This is a genomic window from Allosphingosinicella sp. (genome assembly GCF_036402135.1).
GTDB lineage: Bacteria > Pseudomonadota > Alphaproteobacteria > Sphingomonadales > Sphingomonadaceae > Allosphingosinicella.
Map to the genome: position 1 here is coordinate 99,514 of NZ_DASWTN010000007.1, position 13,415 is coordinate 112,928.

At 63.9% G+C, this 13,415-nt stretch carries 13 protein-coding genes; 5 read left to right on the top strand and 8 right to left on the bottom strand.

Translation table 11 applies throughout. The features are described 5' to 3' along the window. The first annotated feature begins 135 nt into the window (after window positions 1-135). On the top strand, window positions 136-1,590 hold the full coding sequence (locus VGD10_RS02415; protein ID WP_331039199.1) for a M48 family metalloprotease: 1,455 nt from the start codon (window positions 136-138) through the stop codon (window positions 1,588-1,590). Here VGD10_RS02415 and VGD10_RS02420 read toward each other — a convergent pair. Genes VGD10_RS02420 through VGD10_RS02430 form a run of 3 tightly spaced genes read right to left on the bottom strand, consistent with a single transcriptional unit; the run spans window position 1,587 to window position 3,998 of the window. Then, on the bottom strand, window positions 1,587-2,357 hold the full coding sequence (locus VGD10_RS02420) for an ABC transporter permease (protein WP_414639491.1): 771 nt from the start codon (window positions 2,355-2,357) through the stop codon (window positions 1,587-1,589). The genes VGD10_RS02415 and VGD10_RS02420 overlap by 4 nt on opposite strands. A 2-nt stretch (window positions 2,358-2,359) precedes the next feature. After that, window positions 2,360-3,316 carry an ABC transporter ATP-binding protein gene (locus VGD10_RS02425; protein WP_331039201.1) on the bottom strand — a complete coding sequence of 319 codons (957 nt, stop codon included), beginning with the start codon at window positions 3,314-3,316 and terminating at the stop codon, window positions 2,360-2,362. A gap of 49 nt (window positions 3,317-3,365) precedes the next feature. Next, window positions 3,366-3,998 carry a cation transporter gene (locus tag VGD10_RS02430; RefSeq protein ID WP_331039202.1) on the bottom strand — a complete coding sequence of 211 codons (633 nt, stop codon included), beginning with the start codon at window positions 3,996-3,998 and terminating at the stop codon, window positions 3,366-3,368. A 41-nt stretch (window positions 3,999-4,039) separates the two neighbouring features. On the opposite strand from VGD10_RS02430, the gene VGD10_RS02435 reads away from it, so the two are divergent. Then, window positions 4,040-4,210, top strand: a complete 171-nt coding sequence (locus VGD10_RS02435) for a hypothetical protein (protein WP_331039203.1) — start codon at window positions 4,040-4,042, stop codon at window positions 4,208-4,210. A 68-nt stretch (window positions 4,211-4,278) separates the two neighbouring features. On the opposite strand, the gene VGD10_RS02440 is transcribed toward VGD10_RS02435, so the two are convergent. The 5 genes from VGD10_RS02440 to VGD10_RS02460 form a co-directional block, all read right to left on the bottom strand. Beyond that, window positions 4,279-4,539, bottom strand: coding sequence for a hypothetical protein (locus tag VGD10_RS02440; protein WP_331039204.1), 261 nt, complete (start codon window positions 4,537-4,539; stop codon window positions 4,279-4,281). A 144-nt stretch (window positions 4,540-4,683) separates the two neighbouring features. Beyond that, on the bottom strand, window positions 4,684-4,884 hold the full coding sequence (locus VGD10_RS02445; RefSeq protein WP_331039205.1) for a helix-hairpin-helix domain-containing protein: 201 nt from the start codon (window positions 4,882-4,884) through the stop codon (window positions 4,684-4,686). Continuing rightward, window positions 4,881-7,349 carry a DNA ligase D gene (ligD, locus tag VGD10_RS02450; protein WP_331039206.1) on the bottom strand — a complete coding sequence of 823 codons (2,469 nt, stop codon included), beginning with the start codon at window positions 7,347-7,349 and terminating at the stop codon, window positions 4,881-4,883. The genes VGD10_RS02445 and ligD overlap by 4 nt, the downstream gene beginning before the upstream one ends. A gap of 4 nt (window positions 7,350-7,353) precedes the next feature. Next, window positions 7,354-8,250 (bottom strand): Ku protein, encoded by an 897-nt coding sequence (locus tag VGD10_RS02455; RefSeq protein ID WP_331039207.1) that lies wholly within the window; start codon window positions 8,248-8,250, stop codon window positions 7,354-7,356. A 58-nt stretch (window positions 8,251-8,308) separates the two neighbouring features. After that, window positions 8,309-8,779 (bottom strand): Lrp/AsnC family transcriptional regulator, encoded by a 471-nt coding sequence (locus VGD10_RS02460; protein WP_331039208.1) that lies wholly within the window; start codon window positions 8,777-8,779, stop codon window positions 8,309-8,311. A 118-nt stretch (window positions 8,780-8,897) separates the two neighbouring features. Between VGD10_RS02460 and VGD10_RS02465 the strand changes: the two genes are divergently transcribed. The 3 genes from VGD10_RS02465 to VGD10_RS02475 are packed head-to-tail and all read left to right on the top strand — an operon-like array spanning window position 8,898 to window position 13,414. Next, window positions 8,898-10,100: an amino acid aminotransferase gene (locus VGD10_RS02465; protein WP_331039209.1), complete on the top strand. Its 1,203-nt coding sequence runs from the start codon at window positions 8,898-8,900 to the stop codon at window positions 10,098-10,100. Further along, entirely contained in the window at window positions 10,093-12,177 is a 2,085-nt protein-coding gene (locus VGD10_RS02470; RefSeq protein WP_331039210.1) for an alpha-ketoacid dehydrogenase subunit alpha/beta, read from the top strand. Before VGD10_RS02465 ends, VGD10_RS02470 begins: the two co-directional genes overlap by 8 nt. Before the next feature lies 1 nt (window position 12,178). Beyond that, entirely contained in the window at window positions 12,179-13,414 is a 1,236-nt protein-coding gene (locus tag VGD10_RS02475) for a dihydrolipoamide acetyltransferase family protein (RefSeq protein WP_331039211.1), read from the top strand. Window position 13,415 lies beyond the last annotated feature (1 nt).

A 13,415-nucleotide genomic window follows, 5' to 3' on the forward strand; every position in this document is an offset into this window, starting at 1 on the left:
ATCCATCCCTCGTCTTATCTTTGCCCTGAAACTGGCCCTGACGGGCACCTAGTGCAAGGGCAAAAGTGTATTATATTGGCAAAGCAGCGGCAACCTTCGCCGGTGCAAAGCGTAGCAGGAGCGCGTGGAGGTAGAATGCGGCGGCAGTTGATCCTTACCCTTTTGGCCGCCGCGTCGCTGACGCTGAGCGGCTGCGGGCGCGAGAAGAATTACGACAATCCGCAGATTTCGGAGGCGGACAGGGCGCAGGCGGCCGAGCAGCACCCGATGATCCTTGCGGAGTTCGGAGGCGTCTATGAGGGGCCGGAGGCGCGCTATGTCGCCGCGCTCGGCGAGAAGATTGCGGGCGCGGCTGGCGTGTCCGGCGCCTGCACCTTCACAATGGTGAACACGGACGTCGTGAACGCCTTCGCCGTGCCGGGCTGCTATATTTACATCACGCGCGGCTTGTTCGCGATTGTGAATAGCGAGGCGGAGCTTGCCTCGGTGCTGGGGCACGAGATCGGCCATATCGTCGCCGAGCATAGCGAGCGGCGGCAGCGGCGGGCCATGTTCAGCGGCCTCGGCGCGGCTCTGATCGGAGCGGTGACAGGATCGGAGCGGCTGGCGGCGATCGCGGGCGGCGCGGCGCAGCTTTATACGCTTGGCTATTCGCGAAAGCAGGAGTTCGAATCCGACAATCTCGGCATCCGCTACCTCGCGGCGGCGGGCTATGATCCCTATGCGGCCGCGGACATGCTGGATGCGCTGGGCGATCACGAGCAGCTTCAGGCAACTTCGACCGGCCGCGACGATGCCACCTCCATTCCGGGCTGGGCGCGAACGCATCCGCTGGCGGAGGACCGGGTGGAGCGCGCCATTGCCGAGGCGGAGGAAGAAGGGCATCCGCGCGGCAGCCTGCCGGAGCGGGAAGAGCCCTATTTCGCGCAGGTCGACGACCTTCTGTTCGGCGACGATCCGGAGCAGGGCTTCGTGCTCGGCCGCCGGTTCGCGCATCCTACGATGCGCATCTCGTTCGAAGCGCCGCCGGGCTTCAGCCTCACCAATACGCCCCGCGCGGTGCTGATCAGCGGCCCCGACAATGTTCGCGGCGAATTCGGCGGCGGGCGGCTGCCGCGGGACGGCCTCGAAGGCTACACCGGCGCTATCCTCAGCGAAGTGCTGGGCAACGAGTCCGTGCAGGTGCAGCCGGGCGAGGCGGTCAGGACGCGGGTGAACGGCGTCGCCGCCCTGATCGTGCCGGTCATGGCGCAGACCCGCGAGGGTCAGGTGCAGGTCACCATCGCGGCTTATGCGGGACCGGACGGCGAGGCCTATCACTTCCTGATGCTGAGCCCGGCGGGCGGCAACGCAGGAGGGGTCGAGAGCCTGTTCGGCTCCTTCCGCTTCCTGTCACCGGCAGATGTGGCGTCGCTCCGGCCCCGGCGGATCGAGGTCGTGACAGCGCGCGCCCGCGACACGCTGCAAAGCCTCGCCGCGCGCATGGCCTATGACGACTTCAAGCTGGAACGCTTCCTCACCCTCAACGGGCGGGAGCGGAACCAGCCGGTGAGGCCGGGCGAGAAGCTGAAGATCGTGGTGTTCGGCTAGTTCTTCAGCCGGTAGCCGGTCTTGAAGATCCAGCGAACGACGAAAAGGCAGACGAAGAAGACGAGGAGCGTGATGCCGAGGCTCAGCTCCACCGCCACGTCGGCCGTGTCGTAGAAGGTCCAGCGGAAGCCGTTGATGAGGTAAACGATCGGGTTGAACAGGGTGATCGTCCGCCACGGCTCCGGAAGCATGTCGAGCGAATAGAAGGCGCCGCCGAGGAAGGTGAGGGGCGTGATGACGAGCAGGGGGATGACCTGCAATTGCTCGAACCCCTTGGCCCAGATGCCGACGATGAAGCCGAACAGACAGAAAGTCGCTGCCATCAGCAGCAGATAGGCGATCATCAGAAACGGGTGGGCGATGTGGACGTCGACGAACAGGTTGGCGGTAGCGAGGATCACCAAAGCCACGGTCATCGATTTGGTCGCCGCGGCGCCGACATAGCCGAGCACCGTCTCGAACGCTGACATCGGCGCTGAGAGCAATTCGTAGATCGTGCCGGTGAAGCGCGGCATGTGGATGCCGAAGGAGGCGTTGAAGATGCTTTCGGTGAAGAGCGACAGCATCATCAGGCCGGGCACGATGAAGGCGCCGTAGCTGACGCCGTTCACCTCCGTCATGCGGGAGCCGATCGCCGAGCCGAAGACAATGAAGTAGAGCGAGGTGGTGATGACCGGTACGGCAAGGCCGGTCCAGAGCGTCCGCGCGAAGCGGTGCATCTCGAACTTGTAGATGGCGGCGACGCCGTGGCGGTTAAAGCTTCCCACGCTCATTGGCGGCCCCTGTCGCTGACCAGGCTCACGAAGATTTCCTCGAGCGAGCTCTGGTGGGTCTTCAGATCCTTGAAGCCGATGCCGAGGTCCGTCATGCGGCGGAGGAGCGAGGGAATGCCGGTGCGTTCCGCATTGCCGTCAAACACATAGTGAAGCTCGTTTCCATCCGCTCGGAGGTCGAGCTGCCAGTCGGAAAGCTCGGCCGGGATCGCGGTCATCGGCTCGGAGAGGCTGAGCGTCAGCTCCTTCTTGCCGAGCTTCTGCATCAGCTCGGTCTTCTCCTCGACGAGGATGATCTCGCCCTTGCTGATGACGCCGATCCGGTCGGCCATCTCCTCCGCTTCCTCGATATAGTGGGTCGTGAGGATGATGGTGACGCCGCTTTCCCGAAGATCGCGGACCATCTGCCACATGTCGCGGCGAAGCTCGACGTCGACGCCTGCGCTGGGCTCGTCGAGGAAGAGCACCGTCGGCTCGTGGCTGAGCGCCTTGGCGATCATCACGCGGCGCTTCATGCCCCCCGACAGGTCCTTAATCTTCGCATCCTTCTTGTCCCAGAGGGAGAGGTCGCGAAGCACCTTTTCGATGTGAGCCGGATTGCGCGACTTGCCGAACAGGCCGCGGCTCAAGGAAACCGTGCTCCAGACGCTTTCGAAGGCGTCGGTGGTGAGTTCCTGCGGGACGAGGCCGATGGCCGAGCGGGTGTAACGATAGTCGCGAAGGATGTCGTGGCCGTCGACGGTGACGGTGCCGGAGGTCGGATTGACGATGCCGCAGATGATGCTGATCAAGGTCGTCTTGCCGGCGCCGTTCGGGCCGAGCAGAGCGAGGATTTCGCCGCGGCGGATTTCCAGATCGGCGGATTTCAGTGCCTGATGGCCGCCCACATAGATCTTGCTGAGGCCCGAGACCCTGACGATCGGCTCGGCTGCGGCGCTGCTGGTCTGAAGCATGGGGGTGGAGGTAATGTGTCTCCCCCGAAATAACCAGACGTATCGGCCTTTAGCTGTGCGTGTGCACGCGGCGGAGGAGCGGCCATGCTTCGCCGAGCATGTTGATCGCCGAGCGGAAGAAGAGTGCGGCGATCACGCCCGCTACGATGATGTCGGGCCAGAAGGAGCCTGAAAGGGCCACCGCGGCGGCGGCGACCAGAACGCCTGCATTGGCGAGCGCGTCGTTACGGGAGCATTCGACGGTGCTCGACATGTTCACGTCGAGGGATCGGAAGCGCCACATGAGCTTCAGGCAGTAAAGGTTCACGGCAAGCGCAAGGCCACCAAAGACCAGCATCAGGGTGGAGGAGGGCGGAACCCCTGTCTCAAGCTTGATACCGATCTGGACGAGCACGCCGACGCCGAGCGCCATGATGAAGAGGCCTTTGGCGACGGCCGCGCCAGCCTTCCACCGCGCGCTGCGGGTGATGGCGTAGAGGCTGACGCCGTAGACCGTGGCGTCGCCGAGCATATCGACGCTATCGGCCATCAGGGCGGCGGAGCCGGCGATCAGGCCGGCAGTGAATTCGGCGACAAACATGAAGGCGTTGAGGAGGAGGACGATCACCAGCACGCGCCGCTGATCCGCCTGCTGCGCCAAGCGCTCAAGCTCCGTTCCCTTGCTTGCGCAGCAGTCCGACACCGCTTAGTCTCCTCGTCACGCACCTAATCGGAGGAAAAGGGATGAAACTCAAGATGCTTGGCACCCTGGCTGCCATCGCTCTTGCCGCCGGCACCGCTTATGCGGCAGCGGACATGAAGGATTGCTGTAAGGGCGAGGAATGCTGCTGCAAGGAGATGAAGAAGGACGGCGAGCCCAAGAAGGAAGAGAAGGCGGAAGCGCACAAGCATTGAGCTTGCGGCTCCGCTGGATATGAAAAAGGGCGCCCGGAGGCGCCCTTTTTCTTTGTTCTGCTTCAGGCTTAGCGGTGCCCGGCCGACTGGAAGAAGACCGGACGGTTCTCGCGGGTGTGGCGGTCGTTCATGCGGACGCTATTGTCGCTGAGCGGCAGCGCAGTCGCGCAGAAGCAGCATTCCGCCGACATGCGGCCGACATACCATTGGGTACGTCCGCAGCCGGGGCATTGGTTGACCTTGTTTTCGCGATAGACCGGGCTGAAGCCCCTGTGCACCGGATTGTGAGCGAAATGTTCACCCTGACTTTCGACGATCGCGCGCAGCATATGATGCCCTCCGACAGATACCGGCTAAACGAGCGATTTCGTTCCGGGTTTCATGGTTTCGGCGGGTTAACCATCAAAGTTTTCGCTGTGCCCTCGAAGCTATAAACCAGTTTAGCGCCGAAGCGCTTCGCCGGTGCGGCAGGATCAGCCGACGCGGAGCCGCGTCTTCGCCTCCGGCGGGACTTTGCCGGTGAGGCCGGGCACTTCGTCCAGCTGGTCGACGCTGGTGAAGCCGCCGCGCTCTTGGCGGTAGCGGACGATCTCCGGTCCATGGCCGCCGAGGCCTTCGATGCTGTCGAGCGCGTCCTGGTCGGCGGTGTTGAGGTCGAGTATGTCCATGTTCATAGATCCGGGAGTATCTGCGCCGCCTCGCCCCAGCCCTGGAGAGCGCGGGAGGAGGCGCGTTCGAGGAGGAGGTCCGCGTCGCGGACGGTGAAGCGGGCGCCCGAGTCCATTTCGTCCAGTTCGTCCCAGCTGATCGGGGCGGAGACGGGCGCGCCTTCGCGGGCGCGGGCAGAATAGGGCATGATCGCGGTCGCACCGCGCTGGTTGCGGAGATAGTCGAGGAAGATGCGGCCTTTGCGCTTCGCCTTGGCCATATTGGCGGTGAAGCGGTCCGGCTCCGCCTGAGCAAGCGCGAGGACGAAGCGGTGCGCGAAGTCCTTCACCTCCGACCACTCGGCCTCGGGAGTGAGCGGCACCACAACATGGACGCCTTTGCCGCCGGACAGGAGCGGGAAGGTCTGGAGTCCCATGTCGGCGAGGAAGCTCTTGAGGTCCTTTGCGGTGCGCTTCACCTCGTCGAAGCCGAGCCCGACATCGGGATCGATGTCCAAGACCAGCCGGTTGGGCTTTTCGATATCGGCGACTGACGAACCCCAGCCGTGGAATTCGATCGTGCCCATCTGGACGCAGGTGAGGAGGCCTGCCTGATCGGCGACATAGATATAATCCTCGATTTCGCCGCGTTTCTCCTCGATCGGAATCTGGTGGATGTGCGGGCCGAAGGTGCCGGCGTCGTGCTTCTGGAAGAAGCATTTCTTGGCGCGTCCTTGGGGGCAGCGGACCAGGCTGATCGGCCGGTTGGCGGTCCACGGGAGCATCAAAGGCGCGACCTTGCGATAGTAATCGGCAAGCTCGCCCTTGGTGACGTCCGAGTCCGGATAGATGACGCGTTCGGGGTTGCTGATCTTCACATTGTCTTCGGCGGGCTCCGGGAGCGGCTGCGGCTTCTCGACGACCACTGCCTTTGCGGGCTTGTCGCCGCGAAGGCCAAGGAAGCTGGCGTGTCGGACGACATTGTCGGCGGTGAATTCGGCAAAGGCGATTTCCGCCACCAGCTCGGGCTTTACCCAGTTGGCGCCGCGCGCTTCCGGGCGCGGAACGGGCGCGGCGGGCTTGGCGGCGGCAAGGTTGTCGAGACGGGCGCGGAGATCCTGCTGGACGGCGTTCGAGAAGCCGGTGCCGACCTTCCCCGCATAACGGAGCTTCCCGTCTTCGTAGAGGCCGAGCAGCAAGGCGCGGAAGCCGCGGCCCTTCTTGTCGCTTTCCGACCAGCCGATGATGACGAATTCCTGCCGCCGCGTGCATTTGATCTTGAGCCAAGACTTGGTGCGGGCGCCGCGATAGGGCGCGTCCGCTTTCTTCGAGATGATGCCTTCACCGCCCGCTTCGCACATGGCGTTCAGGAGCTCCTCGCCCTTGCCGACAATATGATCGGCATAAAGGATGAAGGGCGGCTGGCCTTCGCCGACCAGCGATGCAAGGCGCTGCTTCCGCTCGATATTGGGGAGCGGGCGGAGGTCCTCGCCGTCTATTTCGAGCGCGTCGAAGGCGAAGAGGGTGAGGCCGCGCGCGCCCTCGCTGATCGCCTGCTGGAGCGCGGAAAAGCCGGTATTGCCCTTTTCGTCCAGCTTGACGATCTCGCCGTCGAGAAGCGCGGAGCCAACCTCGATCGCCCTAGCCGCCTCGACGATCTCAGGGAACTTGTCGGACCAGTCGAGGCCTGAGCGGGTGTAGACTTTCGCATCGCCGCCGCCGATTGCGAGCAGGCAGCGATAGCCGTCGAATTTCATCTCGTGGATCCAGGCGGAGCCGGAGGGGACTGAGTCCACCAGCGTCGCCTTTTGCGGCTCTACGAACTTCGGCGGCTTTGCTGCCTTGCGGCTGGTGCTGGGCGTGGGTTTGAGGCCTTTCTTCCAGCTGGGAAGCTCCGGCGCCTTCTTGCCTTCCGCAATCTCGTTCATGGTGCGGCCGGTCTTGATGCTGGTCAGGTACTTGCCGATAAGGCCTTCCGAGCTTCCGGCATGCTCGTCGTTGATCTTGCGTAGGATCCAATTCTCGTTTCGCTCGCCGGGCCGCGGCTTCAGTCGGATCATCAGCCATTCGCCCTTCATCCGCTCGCCGTCGAGCGTGAAGTGGAGATGGCCCTGCTCCAGCGTTTTCCGCGGATCCTTGCGCGGATCGGGCGTCCAGGTCCCGCGGTCCCACATCATGACTGTGCCGCCGCCATATTGGCCCTTCGGAATCGTCCCTTCGAAGGTGGCGTAGGAGAGGGGGTGGTCCTCGGTGCGCACGGACAGCCGCTTGTCCTCGGGGTTAAGGCTGGGGCCGCGCGTAACCGCCCAGCTCTTGAGGGTGCCGTCGAGCTCAAGCCTCAGATCCCAGTGGAGGCGGGTGGCATCATGCTTCTGCACCATGAAGCCGTTGCCGCTCCCCCAGCTCAGCTTCTCGAAAGTGCCCTTGGGCTCCGCCGTTTTCGTGAAGTCGCGCTTCTTGTTGTAGGTGGAAAGCGGATCGGCTTTCGCCATTCAGTCAAGCCCGCTTCCGCGCCGGAGCGGCTTTGGCCGGGGCCTTGCTGGCAGCCTTCTTCGCCGGCGCCTTTTTTGCGGCGGGCTTGTTCGCCGGAGCCTCTTTTGCGCCGCCGCCTGGGCGATCGATAGACCGCTTCAGCGCCGCCATGAGGTCGACAACGTTGGAGCCGCGGCTGACGGGCGCTTCCTCCTCTTCGGTATGGATCGTCTTGCCCTTGCGCTTCTTCTCGATGAGGTCGCGCACCGCATCAATATAGCGGTCGTGGAATTCTTCCGGCTTGAAGGGCGCGGTCTTCTTCTCGATCAATGTCTCGGCGAGATCGAGCAGCTCCTCGTCCGGCTTCGCGTCGCCGATATCGCGGAAATAGCCCTGCGCTTTGTTGACCTCGTCGGCATAGCGGAGCGTCTCGAGCACGATGCCGCGCCCGCAGGGTTTGAGGCTCACGATATATTCGCGGCCGCGGAGGGCGAGCTGGCCGATCGCCACCTTCTTCGTCCGCCGGAGCGCTTCGCGGAGAACGATGAAGGCTTCTTCCGCCAGGTCATCGGCCGGTACGACGTAATAGGGCTTTTCGTAATAAAGGACGTCGATCTCGTCATGATCGACGAACTGTGTGAGCTCGAGCGTCTTCTTGCTTTCGAGCTTAACCGCTTCAAGCTCTTCGTCTTCGAGGAGGACGTAATTGCCCTTTTCGACCTGATAGCCCTTCACGATCTCGTCCGGATCGACCGGACCGACGCCGGGCACCACCTTCTCATATTTGATCCGTTTGCCGGTCGGCTCGTGGATCTGGTTGAAGGCGATCGTCGCGCCGCTCTTCGTCGCCGAGAAGATCTCGACCGGTATCGAGACCAATGCCAGCCTGATCTGTCCCTTCCAATAGGCGCGCGCCGCCATGTCCTGCTCCAATCGATCCGCCTGCGATTCAAAATCGACGGGGAGGGGAGGGGTTCCGCTAAACCGGGATTTCGGTGGTGTACTTAACCTGCCTCAGCGCGAAATTGCTGGCGGCGTTGGCGACGGAGGGGTGGGCGAGAACGCCGCGCATGACGAAGCGATCATAGTCGGCGACGTCACGGACCGCGATGCGGAGGAGATAGTCCCATTCTCCCGACATGGCGTAGCATTCGACGATCTCTTCGCGGGACTGGATGAATTCCTCGAACTCGGCGCGGGCCGACATCGTCTGGCGCGTCATCCGCACCTGGCAGAGCACATTAACGGAGCGGTCGAGGAACTGCGGGTCGGCGAGGCGGACGGCCTTGCCGAGCACGCCCAGCTTTTCGAGATTGCGCACGCGGCGCCACACCGAGGCGGCAGACGCGCCCACCCGTTCTGCAAGCGCGGCGTGGCTCAGGCTCGCATCGCGCTGCAATTCGCGGACGATTCGCCGGTCGACACCATCAAGCTGCACATTTTCTTTCATCAGAGCCCCTATAACTAAATACCTGTATCAAATCCAGCCGAGCCAGCATCAACTTTGATACGCAATTGGCGCGGCTCTGGTGCAGATGTATCGTGGGCGTAAAACAGGGATTAGACATATGGCGGATGCGGCAGGAGCGCAGGGGATGTTGTTCGACCGGCTGCAGGAGCAGCAATCGGACTCGCTGCTTCAACTGATCGCGCTCGCCAACGCCGATCCACGGGTGGAGAAGATCGACGTCGGCGTCGGCGTCTATCGGGATGCAGCCGGCAACACGCCGATCCTTCGCGCGGTGAAGAAGGCGGAAGCCATTCTTCATGAGACGCAGGAGACCAAATCCTATCTCGGATCGCAGGGCGATGCGCGCTTCGTCGAGCTGATCAAGCCGATCGTCTTTGGAGAGGCAGGCGCCGGCGACGAGCGGATCGTCGGCGTGCAGACGCCGGGCGGCTGCGGCGCGCTTCGGCTCGGTGCGGAGCTGATCGAGGCGGCCGATCCGGACGCACGGATCTTCGTGGGGCAGCCGACCTGGCCCAATCACATGCCGCTCATCGAATGTGCCGGCGTCGAGATGGTGAAGCATCCCTATTACGACCCGGCCGGGAAGCGCATCCTGTTCGACGAGATGATGGACGCGCTTCAAGGGGCGAGGGCGGGCGACCTCATCCTCCTCCACGGCTGCTGCCACAATCCGACCGGCGCCGACCTCAGCCTCGACCAGTGGAAGGCGGTCGCGGAGCTGGTGTCGAGCCGCGGCCTCATCCCGTTCGTCGACATCGCCTATCAAGGGCTCGGCAACGGCTTCGAGGCGGATGCGGAGGGAACGCGGCTGGTGGTGGAGGCGGCGGAGCAGGCGCTGATCGCCCAGAGCTGCGACAAGAATTTCGGCGTCTATCGCGAGCGCACAGGCTCGCTGTTCGTGAAGGGGACGAGCGCCGCCAATGCCAAGGTGATCCTCGGCAACCTCCTCGGCCTAGCCCGCACCATGTGGTCGATGCCGCCCGATCATGGCGCGGCGGTCGCCCGCATCATCCTCGATACGCCCGAGCTTCGCGCCGACTGGGAGGCGGAGGTGAAGGAGATGTGCGCCCGCATCCGCAGTCTCCGCCGCCGGCTTGCCGCCTATGACGAGCGGCTCGCCTATATCGGCGATCAGAACGGCATGTTCTCGATGCTGCCGTTGTCGGTCGAAGCCGTCGAAGGCCTCCGCGAAAGCCACGGCATCTACATGGCCTCATCCGGCCGCTTCAACGTGGTCGGCCTCTCGGACGAGAGCGTCGACCGCTTCGCCGCGGCCGTCGTGGAGAAGATGGATGGCTGACGCGCTCGCAATGGAGACGAAGGCGCGGACGAACTCGCCTGATCCGAGCTTCGACTGGCGGAAGGTCGCCTATAATGTGCTCGTCAGCCGAGCGATGGACCGGCTCGAGGAAGAGCGGCTCGTTCCCGAGAAGAAGGTGCTCTACCAATTCTCCGCGCGCGGGCACGACATGGCGCAGGTCATGCTCGGGCAGACGCTCGACGGGCCGAAGGATGCGGCCTGCGGCTATTATCGTTCGCGGCCCTTGCTCCTGTCGCTCGGCGTCCCGCTTGAGGATGCGCTCGGGTCAGGAATGGGCCGCGAGGGCGGCTATTCGGACGGGCGCGATATTGGCGTCGTCTTCAACTATCCCAATCCGAACGGCGCCCCTGCGCTGCCAATGTCGGGCGGGGTGGGCGCGCAGTACACCCCGACCGCCGGCTGGGCGCAGGCGATCGAATATTACCGCACGGTGCTGAATAGCGGCCCGCATGAGAATGCGATGGCGGTGGTGCTCGGCGGCGATGCGTCGGTGGCGACCAACGGCTTCTGGGCGGCGCTCACCATCGCGACGACGCAGAAGCTGCCGATGCTCTTCTATATCGAGGACAATCAGTATGGGATTTCCGTGCCGTCCAGCTACCAGACGCCGGGCGGCAATATCGCAAAGAACCTGGAAAGCTTCGGCAATCTTGAAGTCTTCTCCGGTGACGGCACCGAGCCGGCCGAGGCGGCTTCGCTGCTCAGCCGCGCCGTCGATCATGTGCGCGGACGGAAGGGTCCGGCGCTGCTCCGACTTACCGTGCCGCGGCTTCAGGGACACAGCTTTCAGGACACGCAGACCTACAAGTCTGAGGAGTTCGTCGCCTCGGAATGGGCGCGCGATCCCCTGCCGAAGCTGAAATCCTATCTTATCGGCTCGCTGCTAAGTGAAGGGGAATGGAGCGGCCTTGAGGCGGAAGCCGAACAGGCGGTCGAGCAGGCGCGTGAGACCGCGGAAGGGCGCGGCGTCTCTGATCCGGAGCGGGTGACCGCGAATGTCTTCTACGAAGGCGAGATGCAGAAGATCGGCGGGCAATGGGTGCATGGCTATCAGGCGCCGTCCTCCACCGAGACGCCAAAGCCGGAGGGGCAGCGGATCAACATGGTGACCGCGATCCGCCGCACGCTGGAGCATGAGCTTGAGATCAATTCGCGCGTGCTTCTGTTCGGCGAGGATATCGGGCCAAAAGGCGGCGTCCATGCGGTGACGCTCGGCCTCCAGGACAAGTTCGGCATCGAGCGGGTGTTCGACACCAGCCTCTCCGAAGAAGGCATTGTCGGCCGCGCGGTCGGCATGGCGATGGCCGGCCTGATGCCGGTGCCGGAGATCCAGTTCCGCAAATATGCCGAGCCCGCGCTCGAGCAGATCAACGATTGCGGCACGATGCGCTGGCGGACGAACAACCGCTTCGCGGCGCCGATGGTGCTCCGCATTCCCGGGGGCTTCTTCAAGTGCGGCGATCCCTGGCACAGCCAGACCAACGAGGTGCAGTTCGTCCACAATCCCGGCTGGCTGGTGGCGGTGCCGTCCAATGCCGAGGATGCGGTGGGGCTGCTCCGGGCCGGCCTTCGCGGCAACGATCCCGTCATCTTCTTCGAACATCGCGCGATGCTGGACGACAGCTGGGCGCGGCGGCCTTATCCCGGCGACGATTATGTGCTGCCGTTTGGCCGGGCGAAGAAGACGCGCGAAGGGGACCAGATCACGATCGTCACCTGGGGCGCGATGGTGCCGCGCTGTGAGGAAGCGGCAAAGGATTTCTCGGCCGACGTGATCGACCTCCGCACCCTGATGCCTTGGGACAGGGAGATGGTGCTGGAGAGCGTCCGCCGCACGCGCCGCTGCCTGATCGTCCACGAGGACCTGCAGACCGGCGGCTTCGGCGCGGAGATTGCGGCGGTGGTGGCGGACGAAGCTTTCCTCGATCTCGACGCGCCGGTTGCGCGCGTGACGATGCCGGACATCCCGAGCCCGCATAATCCGGTCTTACTCAACTGGGCGGTACCGAGCGTCGACAAGATCCGCACGAAGATCGAAGATCTGGTGAGCTTTTAAGATGATAGACGTCACTGCTCCCATCGAACAGGAAGGCACCCAGGCGGTTGTCCGCGCATGGCTGAAACAGGTCGGCGACCGGGTCGCGGAAAACGATCCGCTGGTCGAGCTTGAGACGGACAAGGTCGCCGTCGAAGTCCCCGCGCCAGCGGCCGGCATCCTTCGCGAGATCATCCTCCACAGCAATGACGAAGCTGCGCCGGGCGCGGTGCTCGGCCGGATTGCTCCTGCCGTTGAAGTGGGCGATGCTGATCGGACTGAGCCTGTCGAAGCCCTCCCTTCTTCCGGTGCAGGAGAAGAAGGAAAGCCCTTCGACAAGCTCAAGGCGAATGGAGATCGCGAGCTCCGCCTGTCGCCCTCCGTGAAGCGGGCTTTGCTCCAGCACGATATCGACCCCACGCATATCGAGGGCACGGGGCGAGACGGCCGCATCACGCGCGCCGATGTAGACCGAGCCGTTGAAGCCGCGACGACGGTGCAGGTCGGCGTTCGCACGACGGCGCAGCCGAAGGTGGCGGAGCCGAGCGACGCCACCATCGCTTCGCACAACGTTCCGCATGATCGGATGCGGCTCCGTATCGCCGAGAACATGCTGAATTCGGTGACCCAGGCGCCGCACGTCACGGCGATGTTCGAATGCGACTTCAGCGCCATCATCGCGCACCGGGCGAAGCATAAGGACGCGTGGGCCAAGAAGGGCGTGAAGCTCACGTACACCGCCTATATCGTTGCTGCGGCGGCCGAAGCGATGAAGGTCGCGCCCGCCATCAACAGCCGCTGGCACGACGACCGGCTGGAGCTTTACGACGACATTAATATCGGCGTCGGCACGGCGCTCGGGAACAAGGGCCTGATCGTGCCGGTGCTCCGCAAGGTGCAGGCGCTGTCGCTGAAGGGCATCGCCGCCGGTCTCGACGAACTGGTCGAAAAGGCGCGGGCCGAAAAGCTGTCGCAGAACGATGTGAAGGGCGGCACCTTCACCATCTCGAACCATGGGGTGTCGGGTTCGCTCTTCGCCTCACCGATCATCATCAACCAGCCGCAATCGGCTATTTTAGGCGTTGGCAAGCTTGAAAAGCGGGTGGTGGTACGTGAGGTGGCCGGACAGGACACGATCCAGATCCGCCCGATGGCCTATGTCAGCCTCACCATCGATCACCGCGTCGTCGACGGCCACCAGACCAACGCCTGGCTCAGCCGCTTCGTCGACCTGATCGAAAATTGGCCGGCCGACTAGC

Bases quoted from the DNA above. Each gene is read 5' to 3' on its own strand.
- VGD10_RS02445 (WP_331039205.1), bottom strand. From the start codon at position 4,884: ATGAACATGGACATACTCGACCTCAACACCGCCGACCAGGACGCGCTC.
- VGD10_RS02465 (WP_331039209.1), top strand. From the start codon at position 8,898: ATGGCGGATGCGGCAGGAGCGCAGGGGATGTTGTTCGACCGGCTGCAG.
- VGD10_RS02415 (WP_331039199.1), top strand. From the start codon at position 136: ATGCGGCGGCAGTTGATCCTTACCCTTTTGGCCGCCGCGTCGCTGACG.
- VGD10_RS02435 (WP_331039203.1), top strand. From the start codon at position 4,040: ATGAAACTCAAGATGCTTGGCACCCTGGCTGCCATCGCTCTTGCCGCC.
- VGD10_RS02455 (WP_331039207.1), bottom strand. From the start codon at position 8,250: ATGGCGGCGCGCGCCTATTGGAAGGGACAGATCAGGCTGGCATTGGTC.
- VGD10_RS02470 (WP_331039210.1), top strand. From the start codon at position 10,093: ATGGCTGACGCGCTCGCAATGGAGACGAAGGCGCGGACGAACTCGCCT.
- VGD10_RS02475 (WP_331039211.1), top strand. From the start codon at position 12,179: ATGATAGACGTCACTGCTCCCATCGAACAGGAAGGCACCCAGGCGGTT.
- VGD10_RS02440 (WP_331039204.1), bottom strand. From the start codon at position 4,539: ATGCTGCGCGCGATCGTCGAAAGTCAGGGTGAACATTTCGCTCACAAT.
- VGD10_RS02460 (WP_331039208.1), bottom strand. From the start codon at position 8,779: ATGAAAGAAAATGTGCAGCTTGATGGTGTCGACCGGCGAATCGTCCGC.
- ligD (WP_331039206.1), bottom strand. From the start codon at position 7,349: ATGGCGAAAGCCGATCCGCTTTCCACCTACAACAAGAAGCGCGACTTC.
- VGD10_RS02425 (WP_331039201.1), bottom strand. From the start codon at position 3,316: ATGCTTCAGACCAGCAGCGCCGCAGCCGAGCCGATCGTCAGGGTCTCG.